Source organism: Methanobacterium sp. CWC-01 (assembly GCF_030323845.1).
GTDB lineage: Archaea > Methanobacteriota > Methanobacteria > Methanobacteriales > Methanobacteriaceae > Methanobacterium > Methanobacterium aridiramus.
In genome coordinates this window covers 447,740-474,065 of the sequence record NZ_CP040735.1, presented here as the reverse complement: position 1 = coordinate 474,065, position 26,326 = coordinate 447,740, and the positions used below count along the sequence as shown (strand labels likewise).

At 43.1% G+C, this 26,326-nt stretch carries 31 protein-coding genes; 16 read left to right on the top strand and 15 right to left on the bottom strand.

The genetic code is table 11. The annotated features are described in order from the left end of the window. The first annotated feature begins 213 nt into the window (after positions 1-213). Both hypE and FGU46_RS02425 read left to right on the top strand, forming a co-directional pair. Entirely contained in the window at positions 214-1,224 is a 1,011-nt protein-coding gene (gene hypE, locus FGU46_RS02430; RefSeq protein WP_286476169.1) for a hydrogenase expression/formation protein HypE, read from the top strand. Between the two features lie 14 nt (positions 1,225-1,238). Beyond that, entirely contained in the window at positions 1,239-1,655 is a 417-nt protein-coding gene (locus FGU46_RS02425) for an RDD family protein (protein ID WP_286476167.1), read from the top strand. 93 nt (positions 1,656-1,748) lie between these two features. On the opposite strand, the gene FGU46_RS02420 is transcribed toward FGU46_RS02425, so the two are convergent. Further along, positions 1,749-2,012, bottom strand: a complete 264-nt coding sequence (locus tag FGU46_RS02420; protein ID WP_286476165.1) for a DUF5654 family protein — start codon at positions 2,010-2,012, stop codon at positions 1,749-1,751. Between the two features lie 315 nt (positions 2,013-2,327). On the opposite strand from FGU46_RS02420, the gene FGU46_RS02415 reads away from it, so the two are divergent. The 5 genes from FGU46_RS02415 (at position 2,328) to FGU46_RS02395 (ending at position 6,692) form a co-directional block, all read left to right on the top strand. After that, a complete protein-coding gene (locus FGU46_RS02415; protein ID WP_286476163.1) occupies positions 2,328-2,951 on the top strand; it encodes a cobalt-precorrin-8 methylmutase in 624 nt (207 codons plus the stop codon). Positions 2,952-2,956: 5 nt separating this feature from the next. After that, positions 2,957-4,222, top strand: a complete 1,266-nt coding sequence (gene hemL, locus FGU46_RS02410; protein ID WP_286476161.1) for a glutamate-1-semialdehyde 2,1-aminomutase — start codon at positions 2,957-2,959, stop codon at positions 4,220-4,222. 197 nt (positions 4,223-4,419) lie between these two features. Further along, entirely contained in the window at positions 4,420-5,139 is a 720-nt protein-coding gene (gene mtxX, locus FGU46_RS02405; protein WP_286476159.1) for a methanogenesis marker protein Mmp4/MtxX, read from the top strand. Positions 5,140-5,154: 15 nt separating this feature from the next. After that, positions 5,155-5,922 (top strand): polyprenyl diphosphate synthase, encoded by a 768-nt coding sequence (uppS, locus tag FGU46_RS02400; RefSeq protein ID WP_286476157.1) that lies wholly within the window; start codon positions 5,155-5,157, stop codon positions 5,920-5,922. 5 nt (positions 5,923-5,927) lie between these two features. Next, positions 5,928-6,692 (top strand): TatD family hydrolase, encoded by a 765-nt coding sequence (locus FGU46_RS02395; RefSeq protein WP_286476155.1) that lies wholly within the window; start codon positions 5,928-5,930, stop codon positions 6,690-6,692. 45 nt (positions 6,693-6,737) lie between these two features. On the opposite strand, the gene FGU46_RS02390 is transcribed toward FGU46_RS02395, so the two are convergent. Then, entirely contained in the window at positions 6,738-7,112 is a 375-nt protein-coding gene (locus FGU46_RS02390) for a carboxymuconolactone decarboxylase family protein (RefSeq protein ID WP_286476153.1), read from the bottom strand. Between the two features lie 108 nt (positions 7,113-7,220). On the opposite strand from FGU46_RS02390, the gene FGU46_RS02385 reads away from it, so the two are divergent. Both FGU46_RS02385 and FGU46_RS02380 read left to right on the top strand, forming a co-directional pair. Beyond that, complete coding sequence (locus FGU46_RS02385) at positions 7,221-7,484, top strand: hypothetical protein (RefSeq protein ID WP_286476151.1); 264 nt, start codon at positions 7,221-7,223, stop codon at positions 7,482-7,484. A gap of 14 nt (positions 7,485-7,498) precedes the next feature. Further along, positions 7,499-8,149 (top strand): 2,5-diamino-6-(ribosylamino)-4(3H)-pyrimidinone 5'-phosphate reductase, encoded by a 651-nt coding sequence (locus FGU46_RS02380; protein WP_286476149.1) that lies wholly within the window; start codon positions 7,499-7,501, stop codon positions 8,147-8,149. A gap of 119 nt (positions 8,150-8,268) precedes the next feature. On the opposite strand, the gene FGU46_RS02375 is transcribed toward FGU46_RS02380, so the two are convergent. After that, positions 8,269-8,934, bottom strand: coding sequence for a histidinol phosphate phosphatase domain-containing protein (locus FGU46_RS02375; protein ID WP_286478492.1), 666 nt, complete (start codon positions 8,932-8,934; stop codon positions 8,269-8,271). A gap of 72 nt (positions 8,935-9,006) precedes the next feature. Here FGU46_RS02375 and FGU46_RS02370 point away from each other — a divergent pair, with 72 nt between their 5' ends. Further along, complete coding sequence (locus FGU46_RS02370; RefSeq protein ID WP_286476147.1) at positions 9,007-9,885, top strand: pantoate kinase; 879 nt, start codon at positions 9,007-9,009, stop codon at positions 9,883-9,885. Positions 9,886-9,980: 95 nt separating this feature from the next. On the opposite strand, the gene FGU46_RS02365 is transcribed toward FGU46_RS02370, so the two are convergent. From FGU46_RS02365 to purC, 12 genes are all read right to left on the bottom strand, one after another. After that, on the bottom strand, positions 9,981-10,679 hold the full coding sequence (locus FGU46_RS02365) for an ABC transporter ATP-binding protein (RefSeq protein ID WP_286476145.1): 699 nt from the start codon (positions 10,677-10,679) through the stop codon (positions 9,981-9,983). Further along, positions 10,672-11,793 (bottom strand): ABC transporter permease, encoded by a 1,122-nt coding sequence (locus FGU46_RS02360; protein WP_286476143.1) that lies wholly within the window; start codon positions 11,791-11,793, stop codon positions 10,672-10,674. Before FGU46_RS02360 ends, FGU46_RS02365 begins: the two co-directional genes overlap by 8 nt. 116 nt (positions 11,794-11,909) lie before the next feature. Further along, complete coding sequence (locus FGU46_RS02355) at positions 11,910-12,242, bottom strand: hypothetical protein (protein WP_286476141.1); 333 nt, start codon at positions 12,240-12,242, stop codon at positions 11,910-11,912. A gap of 35 nt (positions 12,243-12,277) precedes the next feature. Then, complete coding sequence (locus tag FGU46_RS02350) at positions 12,278-12,568, bottom strand: ArsR/SmtB family transcription factor (RefSeq protein WP_286476139.1); 291 nt, start codon at positions 12,566-12,568, stop codon at positions 12,278-12,280. A 67-nt stretch (positions 12,569-12,635) separates the two neighbouring features. Further along, positions 12,636-13,433: a DUF7839 domain-containing protein gene (locus FGU46_RS02345; RefSeq protein WP_286476137.1), complete on the bottom strand. Its 798-nt coding sequence runs from the start codon at positions 13,431-13,433 to the stop codon at positions 12,636-12,638. Positions 13,434-13,490: 57 nt separating this feature from the next. Beyond that, the gene (gene recJ / locus FGU46_RS02340) at positions 13,491-14,909 is read right to left on the bottom strand and encodes a single-stranded-DNA-specific exonuclease RecJ (protein WP_286476135.1); all 1,419 of its coding nucleotides are present in this window, start codon (positions 14,907-14,909) and stop codon (positions 13,491-13,493) included. Positions 14,910-14,958: 49 nt separating this feature from the next. Beyond that, positions 14,959-15,243 carry a signal recognition particle protein Srp19 gene (locus FGU46_RS02335; RefSeq protein WP_286476133.1) on the bottom strand — a complete coding sequence of 95 codons (285 nt, stop codon included), beginning with the start codon at positions 15,241-15,243 and terminating at the stop codon, positions 14,959-14,961. Between the two features lie 14 nt (positions 15,244-15,257). Continuing rightward, on the bottom strand, positions 15,258-16,037 hold the full coding sequence (locus FGU46_RS02330) for a uroporphyrinogen-III synthase (protein ID WP_286476132.1): 780 nt from the start codon (positions 16,035-16,037) through the stop codon (positions 15,258-15,260). Positions 16,038-16,048: 11 nt separating this feature from the next. Further along, entirely contained in the window at positions 16,049-16,759 is a 711-nt protein-coding gene (gene cobA / locus FGU46_RS02325; RefSeq protein ID WP_286476130.1) for a uroporphyrinogen-III C-methyltransferase, read from the bottom strand. 62 nt (positions 16,760-16,821) lie between these two features. After that, a complete protein-coding gene (purQ, locus tag FGU46_RS02320; protein WP_286476128.1) occupies positions 16,822-17,472 on the bottom strand; it encodes a phosphoribosylformylglycinamidine synthase subunit PurQ in 651 nt (216 codons plus the stop codon). 1 nt (position 17,473) lies between these two features. Then, positions 17,474-17,728 carry a phosphoribosylformylglycinamidine synthase subunit PurS gene (gene purS / locus FGU46_RS02315; protein ID WP_286476126.1) on the bottom strand — a complete coding sequence of 85 codons (255 nt, stop codon included), beginning with the start codon at positions 17,726-17,728 and terminating at the stop codon, positions 17,474-17,476. Between the two features lie 44 nt (positions 17,729-17,772). Beyond that, positions 17,773-18,522 (bottom strand): phosphoribosylaminoimidazolesuccinocarboxamide synthase, encoded by a 750-nt coding sequence (gene purC / locus FGU46_RS02310; RefSeq protein WP_286476124.1) that lies wholly within the window; start codon positions 18,520-18,522, stop codon positions 17,773-17,775. A 134-nt stretch (positions 18,523-18,656) separates the two neighbouring features. Between purC and glmS the strand changes: the two genes are divergently transcribed. The 6 genes from glmS to FGU46_RS02280 all read left to right on the top strand — a co-directional run bounded on the left by glmS (position 18,657) and on the right by FGU46_RS02280 (position 26,280). Then, positions 18,657-20,435 carry a glutamine--fructose-6-phosphate transaminase (isomerizing) gene (glmS, locus tag FGU46_RS02305; RefSeq protein WP_286476122.1) on the top strand — a complete coding sequence of 593 codons (1,779 nt, stop codon included), beginning with the start codon at positions 18,657-18,659 and terminating at the stop codon, positions 20,433-20,435. Positions 20,436-20,643: 208 nt separating this feature from the next. Continuing rightward, positions 20,644-20,907 (top strand): hypothetical protein, encoded by a 264-nt coding sequence (locus FGU46_RS02300; protein ID WP_286476120.1) that lies wholly within the window; start codon positions 20,644-20,646, stop codon positions 20,905-20,907. A gap of 87 nt (positions 20,908-20,994) precedes the next feature. Continuing rightward, positions 20,995-21,570 carry a helix-turn-helix domain-containing protein gene (locus FGU46_RS02295; RefSeq protein WP_286476118.1) on the top strand — a complete coding sequence of 192 codons (576 nt, stop codon included), beginning with the start codon at positions 20,995-20,997 and terminating at the stop codon, positions 21,568-21,570. Between the two features lie 24 nt (positions 21,571-21,594). After that, positions 21,595-22,005 (top strand): acyl-CoA thioesterase, encoded by a 411-nt coding sequence (locus FGU46_RS02290; RefSeq protein WP_286476113.1) that lies wholly within the window; start codon positions 21,595-21,597, stop codon positions 22,003-22,005. 15 nt (positions 22,006-22,020) lie between these two features. Next, positions 22,021-23,682 carry an AMP-binding protein gene (locus tag FGU46_RS02285; RefSeq protein WP_286478490.1) on the top strand — a complete coding sequence of 554 codons (1,662 nt, stop codon included), beginning with the start codon at positions 22,021-22,023 and terminating at the stop codon, positions 23,680-23,682. Positions 23,683-23,787: 105 nt separating this feature from the next. After that, positions 23,788-26,280 (top strand): DEAD/DEAH box helicase, encoded by a 2,493-nt coding sequence (locus FGU46_RS02280; protein WP_286478488.1) that lies wholly within the window; start codon positions 23,788-23,790, stop codon positions 26,278-26,280. Positions 26,281-26,326: the final 46 nt, after the last annotated feature.

The following is a 26,326-nucleotide window of genomic DNA, read 5'->3' as shown; positions in this document are numbered from 1 at the left end:
AACAGTATTTCTACAGGGTGGTTTTGTTTCGAGACTTATATAATACTTTTCTATTCTGACTGTATGGGGGAGCAAGGATTTAAATATTTCAAACTCCAACTTCAGCAACAGAGAAAACATCCCATTATTTTCTCGCCAACTAATTTCAACGAATTTGAAGTATTAAAAAATAATTTTAGACTAATTTATCAAATAAATAGTACTGGTGAAGCCATGAAAATTGGAATGTCACATGGGGCCGGCGGAGAGATAATGCAGGGCCTGATTTCGGATATAATTCTAAAAAATATAAGTAACAAGCAAGTTGAAGATGGAGTGGGACTACAGGACCTTGACGATGGTGCAACGATACCCCTGGGTGATTACGAAATAGTGGTTAGCACAGACAGTCACACCATAGACCCTTTATTTTTTCCAGGCGGTGATATTGGGCGTATATCAATGGCTGGTACTATAAATGATGTTTCAGTCATGGGTGCCCAACCACTGGCCATTACCAACGCAATGGTAATCAGTGAAGGATTTTCAGGAGATGAACTGGAACGCATTATACAGTCCATGGATGTGGTCAGCCAGGAAACAGGGGTGGCTATCGTAACTGGAGATACCAAAGTCATGGAACATGATCAACTGGATAAAATGATAATTTGCACCACCGGAATAGGACTTGCCCCTCGTGGACGTATCACCAGGGATTCAGGATTGGAGGTGGGGGATAAGATCATACTCAGCGGTAGTGTCGGTGACCATGGCATAGCCCTGATGTCCTACCGGGAAGGATTTGGCTTTGAAACTGATTTAAAATCCGATGTAGCTCCAGTATGGGGCATGGTAGAAGCCGCCCTGGAGGTGGGTGGCATCAGTGCCATGAAGGATCCCACCCGGGGAGGTATAGCCAATGCCTTAAACGAGCTAGCTAGCAAATCTGTGGTGGGGATGCTTCTGGATGAAGAAAAGATCCCGGTAAAACGTGAAGTTCATGCTGCTTCAGAGATGCTTGGTATAGATCCCTTTGAGGTGGCCAATGAGGGTAAGGTTATAATGGGTGTGAAGCCAGATCAAGCCGATGAAGTACTTGGTGTGATTCGCAAACAAAAATATGGACAAGATGCTCAGATAATTGGTGAAGTAACATCAGATGGCCCAGTTATACTAGAAACCCTTTTAGGAGGTAAGAGGATACTGGAAGCACCTATTGCCGATCCAGTTCCCAGGGTATGTTAACAGATGGTGTTTATATGGACGATGAGAGACCTGGCCTGTGGGGAAAAAGATTTTTGGCATTTGCAATAGATGCCCTAATCGTAACTCTATTTTTATGGGTTCTAAGTGCCCTGATCAATCCCCTGGTGGCCCTCACCAACAGTTATAGCTTGCTAAATTACTGGCCCTTACTGGCTGGAGTTATAATGGTGGCCTATTTCACTTACTTGGAAGGAAAACATGGAGTTACCATTGGCAAAAAATTAATGAAAATTAAAGTAGTAAACCTGGAAGGAAAAATAGATTTGAAGAAAACTTTTTTAAGAAATATTTCCAAGTTTCTGTGGCTTCCTCTTTTGGTGGATTTGATCATTGGTCTGGCCATGGGTACCCGGGACCGTTACTTGGATGGGCTGAGTAAAACCCATGTAACCACATTAACTGATTCATAAAGAATTAGTGAAATTAATAGAAAATAATGATTTAACAGATATTTAATGGAAAAAAATTAATTTAATTAAAAAGGAAAATAGGAATAGAGGAATCTATTCCACAATCCTTACTTCTTGTACTGGAGGTTTGCCCAAGGCCCAGCCAATGATTAAAGTTGCAACAACAGCAATTATGGTAATTAAAACTGCATAAACCAGTAGACCGGTCATTCCTTCTCCCTGTGCAAAAAATTCGTTTATTATGGCTTTAATAGCTTCGTTCCAAGCTAAAGCTGCGATTAACCCAAAGGCAGTTGTCATCAAAGTGGCGATGGTCTGCTTTACCTGGCCACCCACTTCACTTGCTTGTTCTTTCATTTTTTCCCCTCCTAACTAAAAATAATACTTGTTAGTAATTATTCTCCTACACCTATATAAAGGTTCGGGAGAAGACGAACGATGTTTGTAAAACAAATTACTCGTGCTGATTTATCAAAAATATAATAAAATTACCTCAATATGATGATCATATCTTCAACTGATCTAAAAAAAGATGTAATTCGTTTAAGGAGTAGGTGTAAACAATTTGGTGAGAAATCTATAAAGAACCAATCCCATAATAACTTTACAATAGAATGAAAGATTTTTAGAATACATTCTTTTGATACATCAAAGTTTGAGGTATGTGAAATCATGTTTATGGGTGCATCCACCAAAGAGGGCCATGAAATTGCCGTGAAAAGTCGGGAAATAGTTAGATCACTTATTTCTGAGCAGATTAAACACTTAAAACCCGATGAACAGGCCGTTGTGGAACGTATTGTACATTCCACTGCAGATCCAGAATATGCAGAGTTAACCAAAATTAGTGAAAATTTTCTGGAAGAGAGTTTAAAGTCCATAAAAGGGAATGGAGATATCTTAACCGATATAAAAATGGTTAAGGTAGGCATCACCTCTTATCCGGGTAAAGTTAAGTGTTACATTGACCATCCCCTAGCCTACAAAATCGCCAGAGAAAGGGAAATCACCAGAGCTGCTGCTGCCATGGAAGTAGCCCTTAAAGAGGGATTTCATGGAATGGTGGTCATAGGGAACTCCCCCACTTCTCTAATGAAAGTAATCGAACTTCAAGAACAGCATCCAGACCGAATAAGATCAGTGGTCGGTGTTCCAGTAGGATTTGTCGGGGCAGCAGAATCTAAAAAGTCTCTCCAGGAGACATCAATCCCCTATTTGATAACCGAGGGACCAAAAGGTGGCACTCCTGTTGCCGTGGCTGCTACCAATGCATTAATTAATTTATCTAAGGAGTGAATAAATTGCGATCAGAGGAACTCTTCAAGGAAGCAAAAAAATACCTGCCCGGTGGAGTTAACTCCCCAGTGAGGGCCTACCAACCCTATCCTTTCTTTGCCACCGAGGCCGAAGGTTCACATATACAAGATGCCGATGGAAATTCTTACCTGGATTACTGTCTGGCCTATGGTCCGCTGGTTCTGGGTCATGCCAATCCCGTGGTCCTGGGGGCCGTTTTAAACCAGATGTCCAGGGGGACTGCCTATGGAGTCCCCACTGAAAAGGAAATAGAACTAGCCCGGGAAGTAGTGGATCGGGTGCCCTGTGCCGAAATGGTCCGTTTCGTGAGCACCGGAACCGAGGCTACTTTGAGCGCCATTCGTCTATCCCGGGCCTGGAGTGGTCGAAAAAAGATCATAAAATTTGAAGGTGCCTACCACGGGGCCCATGACTATACCCTGGTTAAATCGGGATCTGGTGCAGTGGGATTACCGGATTCTCCCGGTGTTCCTGAAGACACCACAAAAAACACTGTACTGGTGCCTTTCAACGATGAAGAGGCCATGGTTGAAATCTTTAACGAGATGGGGGATGAAATTGCGGCCATTATATTGGAGCCGGTTATGGGTAACGTGGGATGCATAGAACCTCAAGAGGGTTACCTGAGGTTTTTAAGAAAACTTACTCAAGAAAATGATTCTGCACTAATATTTGATGAAGTTATAACCGGATTCCGACTCTCAAGGGGTGGAGCCCAGGAATATTATGGTGTCAAACCCGATCTGGTTACTATGGGTAAGATATTGGGCGGAGGGTTTCCTATGGGAGCTTTTGCTGGGAAAAAAGAGTTAATGGAAATGATAGCACCATCTGGTGATGTTTATCAGGCAGGAACCTTCAATGGAAACCCTATTTCAGTCACTGCCGGTCTGACTACCCTGGAACTACTGGACGATACCTTCTACGATGATTTGAACAGCAGCGGCAATCAAATGCGCAGGGGAATCCAGGATATTTTGGACGAAAAATCCTTAAATTACCAGGTAGCAGGGTTGGCCTCCATGTTCCAGATTTACTTCACCGAAAGGGAGGTTTGGAACTATGCGGATGCCAAAACCGCCGATACTGTTAAGTTCTCCCGTTACTTCCATCAGCTCCTAAAGGAGGGAGTTTTTATACCTCCTTCCCAATTCGAGTGCTGTTTTTTAAGTACCGCTCACTCATCAGAGGATATCAACACCACTTTAGAGGCAATCGAGAATTCTATTGCCATGGCTGAAAAGATTTAAAGTATTTTTTAGCTTTTTTTATCTTTTAGATTTAAAGAAGGTCCGAAATCTCTGAAAGTACCTCAAGCTTTGAATGAAAAAGATATTATGCCTGGATAGGGACTTAATAACTTAGTTGTGAAAATGATATTAAGAAGAAATTCTAAACTATTTTTAGACTTTAGATATTGCTGTAAATTAACTATTTCTGGTGAATTATGAGACTGGCGGCTGGAATGGGAGAAAACCGTGCCATTAAAGATGCCCGGGATGAGGTCGATTTCGAGGTGGTCTTAACTGAATCAGAAAATGAACTGATGGACCTACTACTCAGTGGAGAGGTTGATGCCGCGGTACGAGGTTCTCTAAATGCGTCGGGAATAATGGGCCAGCTACAAGAAACGTATCCTGAAATGAATAGGGCTTCAATTATCGAGGTAAAGGGACATAGATTCCTCCTTACGCCGGTGGGGATAGATGAAGGCGACACTCTGGAACAGAAAGTACAAATTATAAGTCAGGGAGTTGAATTTTTAAAAAAAATAGGACTAGAACCTAAAATTGGGATTTTATCAGGTGGAAGGCCACAAGACCGGGGTAGAAGCACCAAAATAGATGCTTCACTGGATGAAGCGGAAGAACTTACCAGAATCACAATGGATAAATACCCGATTAAACATTACTTTATATTAATCGAAGATGCTGTGGCCGACGGTGCTAATCTTATTTTAGCTCCAGACGGTATCTGCGGAAATTTAATATTTCGCAGCCTGGTTTTAGTGGGATCTGGAAAAAGTTTCGGTGCTGTTACTCTGGGGATTGATGAAATATTCATTGATACTTCCAGATCTCAAAATAAAGAAGGATATGTAAGGGCTTTAAAATTAGCAGCTTATTTAGTTAAACTTAGAGATAAAAATAAAGATAAAAATAAATAATCACTGGAGTTAGATATGGAATTTCTTAAACCAATTTATAGATTGTACGAATGGTACATTTCCCGGAATCTGCGTCCTGAGAATATGCCTAAACACGTTGCCATCATTATGGATGGAAATCGAAGGTTTACCAAGGTACAAGGTAATATAGACACTATTGAGGGTCATAAGAAAGGTGTGGGCACCCTAGAGCGAGTGCTGGATTGGTGTGTTGATTTGGGTATAGAGATTGTAACCGTTTATGCCTTTTCCACGGAGAATTTCAACAGACCGCCTGAAGAAGTGGAGGGTCTGATGCAACTGTTTAAGAAAAATTTTGAGGAAATAACCAGCAACCAGAAGATCCATAAAAATAAGGTGCAAGTTAGGGCGGTGGGAAAGTTAGAACTTCTGCCCGAGGATGTGAGGGAGGCCATAAAGAAAGCAGAAGAAAGCACAGCCTCTTATAACCAACGCCGTTTGAACATAGCCATTGGCTATGACGGTCGAATGGAGATAGTGGATGCTATCAAAAAAATTGTTAATGAAGTGGAGTCCGGGAAACTGGACGTAGATGACATTGATGAGAACATAGTCAACCGCAACCTTTACACCGCAGGGATGGAAGACCCCAATCTCATCATAAGGACCAGTGGTGAGGAAAGATTAAGCGGATTTCTTCTATGGCAATCATCATATTCTGAACTGTATTTCAGTAACAGTTTATGGCCTGCCCTACGTAAAGTAGACTTTTTAAGGGCTTTAAGATCATATCAACAAAGAGAAAGACGTTTTGGAGTGTAAGATCCTTGATTGATGCTCACTGTCACGTTGATTTTAAGGAGTTTAACAAAACCCGTGACGAGGTTATGGAAAGAGCTCAGAATAAGTTAAAGGCCATAATAAATTCGGGCGCTAGTCTGGGAGGCAACCGTCGTACTCTGAAAATGGCTCAGGATTATCCAAATTTTCTCTACCCGGCTCTGGGATTCCATCCCCATTATGCTCCTAAAGCAGACCGAACAATAATAGAAGAAGCATTAACCGAAATTAGGTCAAATTTACACCTTGCTGTTGCTCTGGGCGAGACTGGGCTTGATTTCCATACCTTAAAAAGCCAGGAAGCTCAAAAGAAACAGGAAAAGCTCTTTAGATCCTTCTTAGGCATGGCATCAGAACAAGAGATGCCCCTTATTGTCCACGCCCGTGATGCCGAGAAAAAGGCCCTGGAAATGTCTAAAGAGTATAAAGGGATACCCAAAATCATATTTCATTGTTATGGGGGGGATTTAGAAACCGCCCAGCTTATAATGGATGAGGGGCATCTAATCTCCCTATCCACTCTGATATGTTTTTCACCCCACCATCAGGAACTGGCCCGTGAACTTCCATTATCCCACCTTCTAACAGAAACAGACAGCCCCTATCTTTCTCCATTTAAAGGTCAACGGAATGAACCATCTTTTGTGGAGGAAACCGTTAAAACCATAGCGAATTTGAAGTCTATGGATGTGCAGGAAGTTGCGGATATTACTGAAGAGAATGCCTGTCGTGTCTTTGGTATTAAGAATTAATTACAACATTAAATTCATTTTCTCTTTGTATTTCATTCACAGGAACTATTCCCACTCCTCAAAAACTTCTTTTGCGGCTAAAACTCCATTTATCGCCCTGGGAAAACCAGCGTAAACTGCCATTTGTATTATTACTTCCAAAATCTCTTCTTTAGTACAACCCACATTCAGTGCACCACGTATATGGCTTTTGAGCTGTGTAGATGCGCCGCCCATGGTGGTTATAGCGGCGATGGTTACCAGTTCTCTGGTTTTTAAATCAAGTCCCGGGCGATCGTAAATATCGCCATAAGGGAATTCAACTACATATCGGGCCAGGTCGGGGGCTATATCAGCTAAGCTATCCTCCAATGTCCGGAATGATTTAGGGTTCATGACTTTAAGATTTTTCATGCCTTTGTGGTACCTATTTTCGCTCATTTTCTCACCAAATATCTCTTTACTTCTTTTGAGGTAATATCTTTTAAAAACTAATATTTTAATACTAACTTTATTGTATATTTTAAGTGAAGTGAACCCGGTGATGTTATGATAAAAAAATTCACGCGTATCATGTTGGTACTGGGACTGGTTTTGGTAACCTTACCTGTTTTAGCAGCCCAGACACCCTCCGTGGGAGAGGTAAAAGACACTGCGGATCAGGCACTGCAAAATGCCAGTGATGCTACAAATCAGACGGCTCAAGAGATACAGCAAACCCTGGATCCTATACAAAGTATATTAAACACCATAAACTCCATAATACAGCAAATACAGCAGATATTTTATTTGCTTAACTTCGGACAACAGTAATTCAAATGATCTAAATGAAGCCTAGAGTTATTTTAAATGCAGCCATGACTCTGGATGGTAAAATAGCCACCAAAAGGGGTAGTTCAGAAATATCTGGTAAAGAAGATCTTTTAAGGGTTCATAGGCTGCGAAGGGACTCTGATGCCATTTTGGTGGGTATTAACACTGTGCTGGCCGATGATCCTCGCCTAACCATCCACAAAATCTCTGCAGATTCATCTGATAATCCCGTGAGGGTGGTGGTAGATAGCCAGGCTCGCACACCCCTATCTTCACGGATTTTATCCAAAGATGCACCCACCATCATTGCCGTGAGTAAAAAGGCACCCCAAGATAGGTTAGATAAACTAGGCCAGTATGCTAAGATAATCATTTGCGGGGATGAAAGGGTTGACCTGGAATGTTTAATGGAGAATTTAGGAAGCCAGGGGATAGTTAACCTCATGCTGGAGGGTGGTTCTACCCTGAATTATTCTATGCTCTCTCTAGGACTGGTTGATGAGGTAAGGGTGTGTGTGGCTCCTATGATTGTGGGTGGAAGTGAGGCCAAGACTCTGGTGGATGGTGATGGCATGGATTATATGTCACAGGCTGTGAAGCTAAAATTAATAAAGTCATACCCCTTGGCTGAGGATCTAATCCTGGAATATGAGGTTATAACCTGATTTGCTAATTTACAGTTATTTATATATTTAAGAATTAGTGTTCTTTTAAGAATTAGTGTTCTTTTAAGAATTAGTGTTCTTTTAAGAATTAGTGTTCTTTTAAGAATTAGTGTTCTTGACTAAATTATACCTTTTTTTCGGAGAATACTTTGAGGATTGTCTATAAGAACATTGGATAGCATTTTTTTGGGTAACCCTGCTCCCATAGCTATTTTACTAGCCATTTCATAGTTTATCAGGTCTCCAGGGGCGTGGGTGTCGGTGTTAACCACCAGATTGGTTCCTACCTCCAGGGCCACCTGGACCACATGGCCATTACCCAGACTGTGGCCCCGCCTGGCACTGATCTCCAGAGTTATATCATTATCGCGGGCAATTTCAGCTTCTTCCCTGGTAATAAGTCCGGGATGTGCCAGAACATCCACGTCTCGACAGTTAACAGCACTCCAGTTGGTGCCTTCGATTACCGGTTCCACCAGGGTTTCCCCATGAACCACGATGATCTCTGCTCCTTTTTCTCGGGCCATACGGGCCAATTTAGGAATTATCTCGGCAGGGGCATGGGTTATCTCGGCGCCGGGTATGATCTCAATATCCCAGTTATCCCGAATATCCATCACTGCATCTATCACCTTTCCCACACAGTCGATGTTGGAGGCGTCCACATGGTCGGTAATGGCTAGGGCCTGGTGACCTAAAACACTGGCACGTCTGGCTAATTCGGAGGGTAAGAGCTCTCCGTCGCTGAAAATGCTGTGACTATGCAGATCAATTCTTTTTTCTATACGGGGTCCCCCTTGGGTTTGTAACTTGATAGATTATTTTAGATGGAAGCACATAATAAAGGTAGTGATACAATGCAATGTTCTGTTTTTGCCCCGTCCCACATAACTGGCTTTTTCGTGATAAAAAAACATACTGAAGCAGTTTTAACTGGCTCCCGGGGAGCAGGAGTTACCCTGGACCAGGGGGTGCTGACCCGGGTTGTGGTGGAAGACGGGGAAGGTAGGTTGAAGATAGTTGTTAATGGCCAGATCCAGAACAACCAGAGGTTTATATCAAGTATAGTAAGGGATATGCTGGAAAAAAGGATTTCCCCACTCAATCTGGGACCTTTCGATATTAGGATTGAACATGAACATAAAATACCTGTAGGCTTTGGCTTTGGAGTTTCAGCAGCCTGTGCATTGGGAGCTTCATTAGGGATATCAAGTTGTCTTAAGTTACCTTTAACCTTTAACCAGGCATGTGAAGTGGCTCATCTGGCCGAGTTGGAACTGGGGAGTGGACTGGGTGATGTCATGGGTGAAGTTCATGGCGGAATAGTTTTAAGACTTAAAGAGGGTCCTCCAGGGTGGGGTCAGGCGGATCATATTCTGGCGGATCAGGAGCTTTATGTGATATCCCGAACCCTGGGGGAAATTGATACTGCCGATATCATCAACAGCCCCCAATATCAAGATATAATTAATCGGGCTGGGTCAAAACTTCTAAAGTTACTTTTAAAAAATCCCACCCCCGCCCAGTTCATGCTCCTATCACGGAGATTTGCCGATGAAACTCAACTAATGGATGAGGAGCTTAGAGAAATGGTGGAAATAATGGAGGAGGAAAGTTTAGGTGCTTCCATGGCCATGTTAGGCCAAACTGCATTTTCGATATCTCCGGATCCGGACTCCAGTGTTGAGAAGGCTTTGGTGACTAAAATAGACAATCTGGGGTGCCGATTCCTGTAATATATTTTTGTTATTGATTTTGAATAATTATTTGAATAATATTATTCAAACCGAGACAATTTTGGTCATTGCTTAAGATAAGGAACAACTGAAGCTTAATTTAATTCTGAGACCATAATTCGGTCCCCTTCGTCGGATACTTTACCATCCCGGACGTATACAATCCGGTCCGCCATTTTTGCCACGTAAGGTTCGTGGGTGACCATCACCAGTGTCACATTCTCCTGTTCATGAAGATCTCGTAGTAACTTTAATATAATATCTCCGGTTTTTGAGTCCAGGGATCCGGTGGGTTCATCAGCCAGAATAATGGACGGATGGTTCACCAGAGCCCGGGCAATGGCTACTCTCTGCCTTTCACCACCGGAAAGTTTGTTCGGTGTTTGACTTATCTTATCCTCTAACCCAACTGCTTTTAAAAGCTCCAGGGCCCTCTCCTGCATTTGTTTGGAGTTCAGACTACCCTCAAACATGGGGATCTCCACATTCTCCAGGACGTTCAAGTTGGGGATGAGGTTGTGCATCTGGAATACGAAGCCAATCTCTTGGGATCTGAACTGGCTCAGATCCTTTTTAATTGTGAGATCAATACCCGCCACCCTGATCCGACCGCTGTCAGCTGTATCCAAAGCGCCGATCATATTCAGGAGGGTTGATTTCCCAGAACCGGAAGGACCCATTATAGAAACAAATTCTCCCTTTTTTATTTTAAGATTCAAGCCACTCAGGGCGGTTATTTTCCCTTCATCATACCTCTTTTTCAGATCCTTGATCTCGATTATGTAATCATTCATAGCGCAACGCCTCGGTTGGTGGGAGCCGGGAAGCCCGGTAGGCTGGATAAATTCCACCCAGCACACCCACTAGAATGGCCACTAAAAAGCCCCTTACAAACACATCTAAAGAGTATGCGGGACTTATTTCTCCGCCCAATAAACTTAATCCGGCTACAGCTGCCAGGATACCCAGGACAGTACCTACCACAGCTGCTATAAGGGTTAGAACAATGGACTCCCCCATGATCATTCCCAGGATCCTTCTACTTCTCCAACCCACTGCCTTAAGGACCCCTATTTCTCTGGTGCGTTCGTAGACCGACATGATCATGGTGTTAATCACACCTACTCCTCCAATAAATATGGCCAGTAACGAAATGGCCCAGGTTGCCGAGTCGATGATGCTTAGCCCCTCGTTGATTCTGTCGGTGAGGGCGCTGGCGGAGGTGGCTGTTAGTTCGTTGGGATAGTAGTCTTTGATGGTTTGACTAAGCTCGGTGAGGTTGGTATTGTCATTTGCCTGTACATAGATGGTTGAAACTTCTCCGGGACTGTTGGTTAGGTCCTGTAAGGTATCCAGGGAGGTGAATGCCCCCCCGTCGTACATTATATTCCCGGTTTCAAATATTCCGGTGATGGTGAAGTCCTCTCCGAATAGGTTGATGGTATCACCCACCTTTTTATCAAGGGATTCTGCAGCGGTTTTTCCTAGAATAATCTCGTTGCTACCACTGGAAAACAAAGTTCCCTCCACACTGTTAATATCCACAACACTGAGCTTATCCAGTTTGATCCCATTGACGGAAAAGGATCCAAAACCGCCCTCAGCGGTGATGTTGATGGAGGGAGTTTTCCTCAACACACCTGCTGCGTTCTTAACGCCACTGATGTTGTTCAACTCCTCCACCCGGGCCTCGTCTATGGTGCCGGACATGAAATTTGAATTAGCTTCGGTTACAGTCAGATCCGAACCTCCTGCGTTTAGGGTCTCCGAAGTGGCTGCTTTCAAGCCCCCGGTTACCAGGCCCAGGGCCACAATAGTGGCGATGCCTACCGCAATTCCCACAATTGCCAGTGCACTCCTGGTTTTATTTCTAAATGGATTTTTCAGAATTAGTGATAAGTAAGACATGTTCCTCCATATTATAGGTGTTCAATAAATGATTATGCCAAATTCATACATAAATCATGCCAAAATTTCTTAGTTTCATATTTTTTTATCAGTTATTATCAGTCATTATCAGCCTTTCACTTCCGGGTTATTCTGAAGAGTATGGATAGGGCCACTAACTGGATCAAATTAATGAAAAGAAGGGGTAAACGGGGCCTGCTAAGCTCTGAACCCGAAAATTCCAGGGGAATGACCAGGGAAATGGCTAGGAAAATGGTAGATAGAATATTCTGCAAGAGCAGGAAAGAGGCAAAATATAAAAGTCCAATGGTGAATCCCGATTTCAATTCTTTGTAGGTTTTCCAGTATGCATACAGCAATCCTAAAAGTAGGCTTACATTGGCAATCCCAGCTAATAGAGCTACGTAAGTTATGATCAGTGCGTTGTATCCCATTTCTCCTACTGCCATATTTAAACCCCTAATTCATTAAATGAGCATATAACTTATTTTAGATCACTCCAGATATCTTTGAAAGTGTCATAGTTTTCCTCCATAAGATTAGAGAGAAAATATATTTCGCCATATTGCTTTTTACCAGTAGAAGGTCCACTAGATGTTACTATCTTGTTTTCCTCCATGACTTTAATGTGGTGTCGGACAGTCTTATAATTTAATTCAAGACGTTCAGCAAGTTGATGCGCATTTAAAGGTCTTTCATGCAGTGCCATAATTATCCTGGCACGATTAGGGCCTCCAGTCGAACCTGCAATTAACCACCAAAGAATTTTGAGCATTACAAACTCCTTAACTTATCCAAATGGAGTCCTGAGTTGTTATCAAGACACGAAATATATAGTTAGCCTAGGAAATAGAAACATCCTCGATGACGTACTTTATCGCCTCTTCATCCAGTTTGCGGCTGATGCTACGAGTCATTTTACCCACTGCAAATACCAGAACATTAAGTCCCCTTCTGGAAGCTGCCACCGTTGCTTGGGGGGTTGCGAATTCAAAATCAGGCCTGATTCCAACTTTATCCACCACCGACCGAGACACGGTTCCCATGATACCCACCCGGTCAAAATCCATTTCATATTCTCCATAAATTTTGCGGACTTTATCGAGATCTGTCTTCTTGGAACCGCCCTGATTTATGGGAGGAAGTTTTACTATTACTACTGACCCTGGCTCCAGTTCTATGGTTCCACCCAGACTGCTTAAGGCCACATCTTCCCCTTTACGTGCATCGTGAAGTACTTCGGCATGGGCTGGTGATTTTTCTTTTCCAGCATATAATGTTCCATCTTCCATCTTCAGCCAGACCATCTCCCCGGCCTGCAGATCATCCCGGGCCAGTGCCGGCCAAACTGACTTGTAGGTGTTCATGGTATCCAGAACCTGGTCTGCATATTTACGAAGATTCAGCGCCTCTTTTTTAACCTTCTCAATACCCCTTTTAGTGATTTTGTATCGGGAGTGTCCACGACCAGTTTCCACCAGACCCTCATCAGACAGGCTCTTAATATTTTCTGAAACTGCCTGGATGGTTATGCCCAGTTTATCAGCGATGTCCTTCTGGCGTAGATGGGGATCCCCCCTAGCTATCTCAGCCAGTATTTGAAAACGAGTTATTTCGCCTCTTTTTTTGAAAACCTTCATCCTATCACCAAGTGATTGTGTCGGACTTTTGACTAAAGACTATTTAAGGACTTTTAACTAAATTAAACCATTAATGGTTTGATTAAAGAGTTTAAGGAAGTTTTCTTTGCTTTTGGTAGGGATGTAAGCACCACAAGCCACAGAATGTCCGCCCCCAGTCCCTCCTACTTTATTGGCCACTTCTTTTATTACGTTGCCAAAGTGGATTCCATCGTAGGCTAAAAGCCGTGAACAGCGTAAAGAAACCTTTAGACCGTCTTTTTCGTCCCCTATTTCAGTAAAAGCTATCATGGGTTTTTTCCAATCCCCATAGCTCAACAACATTCCGGCTAAGGTTCCAATAACGTTACTTTTTATCCCGTTACCATCGAAGTATTGCAGGTTTTGCAGAGATTTAATCCGGCTTTCTTCCTGGAGCCAATCCATTTGACGGGCCAGATAGCTCCGATGATCCTTGGCCAAGTACTCCATGTCTTTTAATGCCATTTTACGGTTACCTTTAAGGACTTTAAAGGCAATGTCCGGTCGATCATGCCGGCTGCAGGCGTTAACTGCCGTTGAAAATTCACCGGCATCACGAAGTGGAGAATACCTCTCTTCCTTCAAAAATTCGTAGGAATCACCAGAGACCAGACGTGGAACATATTTAGCATATTTACGGGGAACTTCCAGGGTTAACATACGTACTAACTCTGAAAATAGTCGCATTTTTTCATCTTGTGTTAAATCTGAGAGGGTACGCGGATTCCTGCCATTTTTACTTGGTATTCCAAGTTTTTTTAGTAGAAGTAAACATTCATTCCGATTATTAGTTATGGGAAGTTTAACATCTCCAAAATAGGATAGAGCGACGTATATGGGTCGAGTCTGTCTGCCGTAAATAGCCAGATCATTAAATGATCGAACCAGACCCCTCCGGGTGCTGTCTTCCAGTATAAATTGGTTTATTCCTTCTAACTTTCCAGTTAAACTATTCTGCATATCCCCAACTGCACTGAGAACCCCAATCCAACTTAAGTCCTCGAAGCCGAACTTTTTAGCCAGTAGGTAGGACATACCCCCTCCAGAAACATGATAAGACCCGTCCATACCGAAATAATTGGGATTAATTTCAATAAACTCTCCCCTCCAGCATGGTCCCATCTTTCTTAAAGGAGGGTGGTGGTCTAGAATTAAAACTTTGGAGTTGGAAGTGGCAAAATGGTCCAGATTCTGTCCAGAACCAAGATCAGAAAATATGGTCAGTTCGTTATCTGCTTTACGTTCTGGAATCATATCCAGACTAATAAATTCTACTTCATGATCTAGCTCCAGCCGATCTAGGGTGGAGGAGAGAATTGCTCCTGCGGATATGCCATCACAATCAATGTGAGATAATATCTTGATGTCCTCAGAATTTTCCACCAATTCACGGGCCTTATGCATGGGTCGGTCAAGTGGCCGAAGAATGCTTTCTGGGGGAAATTTTTTATTCATGAATTTCAAGAGCTTGGTTTGTAAATAATCACCTTGTTAAGTTTTTTTATCATGATCTGGATGATTTAATAAGGGTACTGATCTTTAAAATGGTTTCTCTTTTGGTAAATCTTTTATCCACAATTACCCTTCCGGAGTTTTCCCACCAGGATTTGGGATATGATTTTCCTTTTTCAGTGAAGGGATTTAACCCCAACTTCGCTGCGGCCTGCTTAATTTCACGAAGTTTGGGTGCTGAAACTGCCTCGTTAATGGGAATTTTTCTCCCTTCCCTTTGGGACTTTTTGGAGTCCAGATAAGCCGGCCAGATTATGGTTTTATCTTTATCTGCCATATTAATTCATCTCTTTAATTCATCTCTTCCATCATTTTATCTAACATGGCCTCTACTGTGTATTTAGAGGGGGCAATGTAGGGTAAATCATATTCCTGGATTGCATACCCAGTTATGGGTCCAATGGCAATAATCATAATTTTTCCAGATTTTAAATGGTCAATAAGTTCCTTTTTCCTGTTAGCAGCAATTTCAAATAGGTTATGTACAGTTAGGGGGCTGGTAAAGGTTATGGCATCTACTTCATCGTTAAGTATTCCCTCCATTAAATCCTGCACTGGTTTCAGGTCGTGGGGTATGGTGGACTTATAAGCCTCAGCCAGTAAAACCTGAGCCCCCATCTTTCTCAAACCCTCTGGCAAGACATCTCGGGCCGAAAATGTTCGAGGGATGCCTATGATTTTTCCTTCCAGATTTAAAGGGGCCATAACCTTCAAAAGGCCCTCTGCTGTGTAATCTTCAGGCACCAGTTCTGCTTTTAATCCGTATTCTTCTAAAACTCTTTGGGTGCGTGGCCCAATGGCGGCAATCCTGCAATCATGGTGTAAATCATATTTGAAATCCGGACAGTACTGGAACAGTGATTGCAGTGATGCCGGGGAAGTGAATATGATCCAGTCCAGGTTTTTAGCATGCTGGCAAAGTTCCAGCAATGATTCGGTGCGGGACATCACCAGTTCCAGTGTAGGTGCCAGCAGAGCTTCACCACCCTCTCGGGTGATAATATCCACCGCTACCTGTGCCCTCTCTCGGGGTCTAGTAACGGCAATCACCCTACCTTCCAATCTTTTCATATCAATCTTGGTTACTGTTTATTTCTAATCTTTCTATAAACATCGACTACAGGGCCAATTATCACCAGAGCAGGAGGTTTAACGTCTTTTTGGGTAATATCTTCCAGTGTCCCCGTTACTATCCTCTGGCCAGGCATGGTCCCCTTTTCAATGATGCACACCGGGGTTTTTGGATCTTTATAGTTCAGGATCTCCTGCATATTTTCTTCTAATTTACCAATGCCCATAAGTATTATGATGGTGTCCGCGTTAAAGTCCCATTTGACCTGACTTTCAGTTTTCGACGGGTCTTCGTGGCCAGTTACCACAGTAAAGGATGTGGCCACACCACGATGGGTGACTGGTAATCCCACTGTCCCTGGAACTCCAATGGCAGAGGTGACTCCAGGGATAACTTCCACTTCTATTCCCATATCCAAAAGTGCTAACATTTCCTCTCCACCCCTACCAAAGACGAATGGATCTCCACCCTTCAGGCGCACCACTGTGTCATGTTTTTGACCTTCATCAATTAATATCTGATTTATCTCATCCTGGGTCTTGTGATGAGCTCCGGCCTTTTTACCCACGTAGATAAGCTCGGCGCCTGCAGCCTCTTCGAGTATCTCCTCGTTGGCCAGCCGGTCATAAATCACTACGTCAGCTTCTTTTAATACTTTTATGGCTTTAATTGTCACCAGTTCAGGGTCACCGGGACCAGCACCTACTAAATAAACTACCATCAGTTCACCTTGTTAAAAATAAATTTTACAGACCAAAGTTGCTAAAATTCACCATTGGGGGGTTAATAATTAACCAGGCCTTTGAAAAACTTTAAACCATCATCTGATCCAAGAACAGACTCTGAGGCCCGCTCGGGATGAGGCATAACCGCACAAACTCTACCTTCCAGGTCACACACTCCCGTTATGGATTCTATAGATCCATTGGGATTGCTTTCCACGAAGCTGAGCACCACCTGATCCTGGTCCTTAAGATCATCAATTAGCGGGTTAAAGTAACGCCCCTCAGCATGGGCTATTGGCATCCTTATAGTTTCTCCTTTCTTGTAGAGGCTGGTGAACGGCGTTCTGGTGGTTTTAACTTCCATCTCTTCCCACTGACAGATGAACTGGGCTTTCTCATTGAGAGTGAAAACTCCCGGAACCAAACCCACTTCTGCTAAGATCTGAGCACCGTTGCAAATTCCAAGGACAGGCTTATCTTCTTTAACTGCTGCCTTTATTCCATCAATAACCGGGGTGATGGCGGCTATAGCGCCGGCTCGTAGGTAATCTCCATAGGAAAATCCTCCGGGTATTACTATGGCATCGAATTTAGATAAATCTCGCTGGTTCCACCAGATATATTCACCTTCACATTCTACCAGTCCCAGGGCATGAAAAACGTCTCGATCGCAGTTAGAACCTGGGAAACGGATTATACCCACCTTCATTTTACCCATCTCCCGGCCTTACTTTGATCTGGTAGTCGTGTATAATGGGATTGCAGAGAAGTCGCTGGCACATCTGGTCAACTTCTTTCTGGGCTTCGTCCGGGCTATTTGCTTCCAGAGAGAATTTAATAATCTCTATGGTTTTAGTGTCCTCTACCTGGTAATCTAAAAGGGCCAGAGCCCTTTGGATGGTAGAAGCCTCCGGGTTTAGCATACCCTTCTTCAGACTTATCCTTACTTCGGCATGGTACTTCATGTTAATCACAATCCTTTTTAGTTTAAAGGGCCTGCGGGGCCCAATTATTCAGGATCCAGACTCCATTTTTCCAGATCATCTTCATCCAGAATTATTTCTGCTACACGTCTATATGCCTCAATAACTCCTGATTCTCCTTTGCGAAAGAGATCCTTGTCCAAGATATCACAGGTTTCACGATCCCAGAAGCGACAGGTATCGGGGCTGATCTCATCTCCTAGAACAATATTTCCCTCTTTGTCACGACCGTATTCTATTTTGAAGTCAGGAAACATCAGTCCTTTACTTTCCAGAAAATTTTTTAGTATTTTATTTATCTTCAGGGTTACCCTGCGGATATAGTCCAAGTCATCCTGGGTAACGATACCGAGGGCTTTGGCGATATCATCGTTTAACATGGGATCATGATATTCGTCGTTTTTAAAGTCCATCTGAATGAGGGGAGGATCCAATTCTTGCCCCTCTTGGAACGGAAAACGACGTACTAAGCTTCCTGCAGCAACATTACGGGCTATAACCTCCAGAGGTATCATTTCCAATTTTTTACAGAGCATGTAACCTGGTTCAGGAAGATCCAGGTACTGGGTTTCCACACCCTCCTCTGCTAATAACAGGAAGAACTTAGCGGAGATAATGGAATTGTAATATCCTTTCTTGCCTATTTTATCCTTTTTTTGGCCATCACCTGCTGTTATATCATCCCTGAATTTAACCATAACCTGATCAGGATGGTCGGTTTCGTAAACATCCTTGGCCTTGCCTTGATATAAGAGCTTTCCCACTTCAAGCTTCATGTATAACTCCATTTTCATTTGTATCCAAGGTTTAATATACCTTTGAAACTACAATTATTTTATTGTGATTTCCTTAGTTTAAAATTATATACGTAGAGTAAGTTAAACTCAAACCTCATTTTTGGTGAAATAAAATGTGTGGGATTGTAGGATGTATACTTAAAGATAAAAAAGCAGCACCCATACTCTTAGACTGCGTACGGCGTTTGGAGTACCGGGGCTACGATTCGGTGGGCATAGCCACCTCATCATCATCAATTAATATCAAAAAAGACAGTGGTAAAATAGATGAAGTTCATGAAAAATTGCAATTAGATGAACTGCCGGGTAAGGTTGGAATTGCTCACGTTCGCTGGGCAACTCATGGGCTTCCAACCCGTGAAAATGCCCATCCACATACTGACTGCGATAATAAAATAGTCCTGGTACATAATGGCATTATCGAGAACTACCAGGAGCTTAAGGACCAGTTACAGGAGGAGGGCCACCATTTCCGCTCCGACACGGATACCGAGGTGATCGCTCATCTGGTCGAAAAACAGATGGATGGAGGAAATGATTTTGAGGAAGCTGTTCGTGGAGCAACTCAGAAAATTAAGGGCTCCTATGCCCTGGCAATTATTCACGCTGATTATCCGGATACCATCATTGGAGTCCGCAAGGAGAGTCCTCTTATTCTAGGGGTGGGGGATGATGACTATTTCCTGGCCTCAGATGTACCGGCCATACTGGAAGAAACCAATCGTGTAATCTATCTGGATGATGATGATATTTTCATTATTCGAAGTGATGGCATAATCATTAAGGATGTAAATGGTCATATAAAGGAGAAGAATATAGACGTTATTAATTGGGGCCCGGAAATGGCCCAGAAAGGTGGTTATGACCATTTCATGATTAAAGAGATACATGAACAACCGGAAGCAGTCCGTAATACCCTATCTGAACTTGATGAAATAGAAAAGACTGTTAAAAACTTTTCCAAGATTAATCGCTTATGTTTTGTGGCATGTGGTACTTCCTATCATGCAGCTATGGTTGGAAAATATTTATTTGAAGAGTTAGTTGGTCTTCCAGTGGATCTGGCATTGGCATCTGAGTTTGAGTTCTCTGCTGGTGCTCTTAGACCAGATACCCTAGTAATATTCATCACTCAGTCTGGTGAAACTGCGGATACTATGAAGGCCATGGAATTAGCCAAAGGAAAGTCAGAAACCCTGGCAATTGTTAATGTGATGGGGAGCAGGGCTACCCGTGAGGCTGATCATGTAATATACACTCGAGCCGGTCCTGAGATAGGGGTAGCTGCCACTAAAACCTATGTGAGCCAGTTAACTTGTATATATCTCCTGGCAGCATGTATGGCCAGAGATAATGCAATTCTGGATGAATTGGGGAAGGTTCCGGATTATATGACCACCGTTCTGGAACAGGAAGATTTTATAAAAGAAATCTCTCCCCAGTACAGGGATGCACAGGATTTCTTTTTCATTGGTAGAGGTTTTTCATATCCCACTGCCATGGAGGGCGCCCTTAAACTAAAGGAGATCACCTACATTCATGGAGAAGGATACGCTGCCGGTGAACTAAAACACGGGCCATTAGCCTTGATAAGTGAGGGAGTGCCAGTGGTAGCAGTGGTTCCTCCTGGCAAAAGTCATGATCGGACCATGGGCAATGTGAAAGAGGTTAAAGCACGTGGAGCTCGAGTAATAGGCTTAGGATCACAGATGGACACCAATTTACGTTCTGAATCCCATGATATGATGGGATTGGATGATGCCATCAGTGAATTGATTTCACCCCTTGTTTATGTGGTTCCCTTGCAATTACTGGCTTACTATATAAGCGTAGAAAGAGGCATAAATCCTGATCAACCCAAGAATCTGGCTAAATGTGTTACTGTGGTATGATGCAGTAATTCATTGGATCTGAATCATCTTATGAAAGATGTTACTAATTTTGCACATATTTAGCTTATTTAGAATTGTCTAAAGGTTAGAAATTGCCAGGGTAGTTTATTTAAAGATGAAGGAAAAATATAGTTTCTTGTAAAATGGATGACCACTTGGTAGGGAAAATAATCTTGGAACATGAAGAAAGGTCATTCTGAGGTTGAAGATGAAACCCCAAAAAAATGGAAAACTGTTTATCATTCTCTTGATTGCGCTTTTAGCCTACGGATTTGCATCAGGAGTTCATGCCCTGGGAATAGGAGAGGATGTGGGGGATAATCTTATAACTTCGGATTTGAGCCTTTCCGGGGATCAGAAGATTAGTGAAGTCAGTGACCCGTCTTTTAAACCGACTTATCTGAACCGAAGGGCAGTTAACGTTACCAACACCACCACCCCAAAAAACACAACAACTAATCAGACTCAGTAAAGTTTCAAAATGTTTAAAGATAGATTTAAACTATTTTCAGAAACTCGAAATATAATGACCTATTCTTAAGTTTATTCAGGTGATTTGATGCAGGAAAGGAATACGATTGGACCAAAAATTCGACAATTAAGAGAAAGTCGTGACATGACCGTGGAACAACTGGCAGAAAGCAGCCAGTGCAATGCTGAACTAATAAAAAACCTGGAAGAAGGTGCACTGGTCCCATCTCTCACTCCTCTTTTACGGATTGCCAAGGCTCTGGGGGTACGTCTGGGAACCTTTATGGATGATCATCCTCAAAATGGTCCCTTTAAATTAGAAGCCGATAAACATGAAAATCTGATAAGATTCTCTGGTAAAGATGCTACCAGTGACCAAAGCGCCCTGGACTTCTATTCCCTGGCCTACGGTAAAGGTGATAGACATATGGAGCCTTTCATAATCGATGTCCATCCCCTGCAGGCCGATGAATATAAACTTTCCTCCCACGAGGGGGAGGAGTTTATTTACGTCCTCAAAGGAAGCATTGAGATTTTTTACGGACAACAGAAATTCCTGCTCAATGAGGGGGATAGTATATATTATGATTCCATTGTTCCTCATGATTTACACGCTCACCAAGAAGATGCCAAGATCTTAGCAGTGGTTTACGCATCCATATAATTACGCTAATGAAAGTGATAATACATGTTAAATATTGTAGTGACCCCCCGATTCGGAGATACAGATGGACTAAGACATATAAATAACATAACCCTTGCAGAATGGTTTGAACTGGCCAGAAATCCACTTTATCGTTTTTTCACTCCTGACTTGGATCTGAGTTATGAAAAATGGAAGTTGATCATGGTCCGCACCGAATTTGACTTTCTGGGGCAGATGTACTACGGGTGTGACGTTCATATTAAAACCTACATAAGCAAAATCGGAAACACTTCCTTTGTCACTGCCCATGAGGCTTGGCAGAATGGCCATTTACGGGCCCAGGGAAAGGCAGTTCTTGTTCATTTTGATTTTATGGAACAGAAAAGTAAGTTCATCCCAGATTCTATCCGAAAAATGCTCATGGAACATCTGGTGGATGAAGAAAAAGAATGAAAATAAGGTGTCATGATGCTTTTCACTGAAGATACCATAGGATATTTCCTGGAAAAGGGGGCTGAAGAACACCCCGATAGAGACTTTATGGTCTATCCTGACCGAGATCTACGATTAAGTTATAAAGAATTTGATGATCGAGTAAACCTTCTGGCTAAAGGGTTATTGTCCATTGGGATTAAAAAGGGCGATCATGTGGGTATATGGGCCCTTAACGTACCGGACTGGCTTACTTTTATGTTTGCCACCGCCAAAATTGGGGTGGTCCTGGTAACCGTTAACACCGCCTACCGCAGTCATGAACTTGCCTACGTGATGGAACAGTCTGATATGAAAGCATTGGCCATAATAGACGGCTTCAGAGATATTGACTATGTTCAAACCGTTTATGAACTGGTTCCTGAGCTGAGAACCCAGGAACGAGGGGAATTAAAAAGTGAGAAGTTCCCTTACCTAAAAAGTGTCATTTATATAGGTCCTGAGAAACATCGTGGTATGTACAATACACCTGAGTTAATGTTGCTTGGAAAACATACTCCTGATGAGGAATTCGTAGGTATAAAGGAGAGTTTAGATGGTGATGAAGTCATTAACATGCAATATACATCTGGAACCACTGGATTCCCCAAGGGGGTAATGTTATCACATATTAACATCCTTAATAATGGTTATTACATTGGGGAACGTCAGAAATTCACAGGAAAGGACAGACTATGTATCACTGTTCCTTTATTCCACTGTTTCGGTATCGTGCTGGGAATTATGGCCACCTTAACCCATGGATCCACCAACGTGATGGTGGAAGTTTTCGACCCACTGTTAGTACTGGCTGCAGTCCAAAAAGAACGGTGCACAGCCCTATATGGTGTCCCAACCATGTTTATAGCCGAGTACAGTCACCCCATGTTTGATATGTTCGATCTTTCCAGTCTGCGCACTGGTATCATGGCTGGTTCCACTCCACCCATCGAGGCCATGAAGAAGGTGGTCAACGACATGCACATGACCGAGGTGACCAGTGTTTACGGGCTCACCGAAGGTTCACCCGGATTCACCCAGACCAGTACCAATGAACCATTCGATAAACGAGTGGAGACAGTAGGCAAGGCCCTTCCGGAATGTGAGGTTAAGATTGTGGACCCTGAGACCGGGAAAACCCTGGGACCTAACGAAACCGGTGAGATTTGCTGTAAAGGTTACAATGTTATGAAAGGCTACTACAAAATGCCTGAAAAGACCCGAGAAGTTATTGATGAAGATGGATGGCTGCATAGTGGTGACCTGGCCACTGTGGATGAAGAAGGTTACTACTCCATAGTGGGCCGCATCAAAGACATGATAATCCGTGGTGGAGAAAACATCTACCCCCGGGAGATAGAGGAATTTTTGTACACCATGCCAGGTATTCTCGATGTACAAGTCGTCGGTATCCCTGATGATAAGTATGGTGAGATCGTTGGTGCTTTCATCATCCTGGCTGATGGAGCGGATTTAACCGAGGAAGATGTGCGAGATTTCGCCCTGACGAAAATAGCCAGGTATAAGGTTCCTAAACATGTTTTTTTTGTGGATGAATTCCCATTAACTGCCAGTGGTAAAATTCAGAAGTTTAAACTAAGGGATCAGGCTGTAGAATTACTGGAAAAAAGAAAGGTCCAGGAAGATGATATTAACTAATGTGAATTAACCACGAAGGTCAACTGATATACAACCACTAAAGATAAAAGTTAGAAATAGGGGTTGTCCCGACCCCTACTGATTATTATTTTTTTGATGAAGACTATGATAATCCTGCGGAAAAAAAATAGGATTGTGGAACTTTTCCCAATAGGAAGTTCTAAGGGTGCCTTAAACCAAAGACGCCAACCCTTATTTTATGCATATTTAAAACTTCGGCGGGTTAAAGGCCAGTTGAAGATTCACCGTTTCGTGGTACAGAAAGATAAGGAAATGATTTTACCTCCCTCCGAGGCAGTAAAAATCCTTAGAAAACAGAACGTTTTTCTGGTGGGAGATGACCCGGAAGTTGAGGAGTTAATGGAATCTTTACACCTAAAATACCGAAAGACCAGCATATGCCGGCACTGCACCTTCACCGGCCACATAACCTTACTGGAACGTGAAAAATCCTATCGTTACCATAAGGATAATATCTGCCTTATTTGTGCCGAGGAAGAGATAAAAAGGGAGCTGAAGAATCATTCCTTTGATTTAAAGATGTTTCCCACCTTCCGTAGGATTCTCTACCGCACCGGGGATCTGGAGAAGGTTCTTAAAATGTTTGACCCCAGATTCAACCCCCTGGAGGAACGTAAGCTCACCCTCTATGACCGGATAGCCGGGAGTGGGGATGGAAAAAATCTTAAAGTGAGTATGGATCAGCTGGATATTCCCGATAATTTTAAGGCCATCTTAAAAAAACAGGGCACTCATCTTCTCCCGGTCCAGGTCCTGGCAGTCAATGCCGGACTTCTAGCAGGAGAAAACCTGCTGGTGGTCTCGGCCACAGCCAGCGGAAAAACACTAATCGGGGAGTTGGCCGGCATACCTAGAGCCATGAAGGGGGGAAAGTTCCTGTACCTCTCTCCCCTGGTAGCGTTAGCCAACCAGAAGTATCGGGATTTCCGGAAAAGATACGGGAATCTGGGCCTAAGAGTGTCTATCAGGGTGGGTATGAGTCGTATCAAGGCACGTGAAGAATTATCTTTACCGGAAGGTAAAGTGGAAGATTCTGATATCATAGTGGGAACCTATGAGGGTCTGGATTTTCTTTTACGGGCTGGCCGGGCATCTGAGCTGGGCAATCTGTCTACGGTGGTAGTAGATGAGATCCACATGCTGGGAGATGAGGATCGTGGCCCCCGCCTTAAGGGACTTATACAGAGGCTTCGCTTTCTGTTTCCAAATCTTCAGATAATTGGCCTCTCAGCCACGGTGGGTAACAACCGGGAAATTGCCTATAAATTTGGAATGAAACTGGTGGAATACTCTAAACGGCCGGTTCCCCTGGAAAGACATCTAATATTCGCCCGCACCGAGGAGGATAAGAACCATTGGATGACCCAACTAACCAGATCAGAATTTCAGAACCGTTCCAAGAAAGGATTCCACGGTCAAAGCATAATATTCACCAACTCCCGGCGAAAAACTCATCTGATAGCAGATTACTTGGTTAAAAGAGGAATTAAGGCCGCAGCTTACCATGCTGGACTCTCTTATTCTAAAAAAAATAGAATAGAAAAAGAATTTGGGGATCAAAAAATATCTACGGTGGTCACCACCGCTGCTCTGGCTGCTGGAGTTGATTTCCCTGCGTCCCAGGTCATATTCGAGAGTCTCAATATGGGTCGGGAGATGCTGACTCCCAACGAATTTTCCCAGATGATGGGTCGGGCTGGTCGTCCCAGCTACCACGACCAGGGCAAGGTCTACCTCATACCCGAAGTAGGGAGAAAATATGGGGAGGATAACGAGGAAAAAATGGCAATAACTCTCTTAGATAGTGGTGTAGAATCCATTCACGTCCAGTACAGCGAAGCTGGATTGGTGGAACAGGTGCTAGCTGATGTTTGTGCCAGGGGGCCTTCCAAGATTTCTGAAATCTCTAAAGGATATGAAAAAGATGAAATTCCCCTGGCAATGGCTACGGTCTGGGATATTCTACTGGACCAGAGATTAATAAAAGATAAAAAGGGTCAAGTGTCACCTACCGCCTATGGTAGGGCGGTTTCCATGTCATTTCTCAACTATCATGATGCTCTTTACATCCAGGGGAAGTTCAAAAAGACCAGACCATTGGAAATAGCCCTGAAGTTAGAACCATTTGAGAGCGCATACCTCTCAAGTCGGATAACTAATAAACTAGGCCGGGTTCTTAAGATAAACATGTCATCCCGGTTATTCGCGGATTCCACCCTGGACATCATATCTTCTGGAGATACACTGGTCAAACTGGAACCTAACTTCCGGGAGCGTATCCTGAATATGCAGATGGAGTTTTTTTCTTGTAAATGTAAGGAACGACCATTTTGTGGTTGTTTCCAACGAGAACTGTCCCGGAGAATCGTCAGGCAGCGCTTGAATAAGGAAGACCCGGCGGATATAAGCCGTAAACTCTTGCGTAACTTTGAAATACATGCCTATGCCGGAGACATCTTCAGCTGGCTGGACAGCCTCATCCGGATGCTGGAAGCCATCGAAAGGATATCTATGGCATTTGGAAAAAATAATGTGGTTAAAGAATGCAGAAGACTTATCAGAAGGATTGAAAATTGATTATTTATGAGAATTATTTATGTGACCACTTGTAGTCTATTTAAAA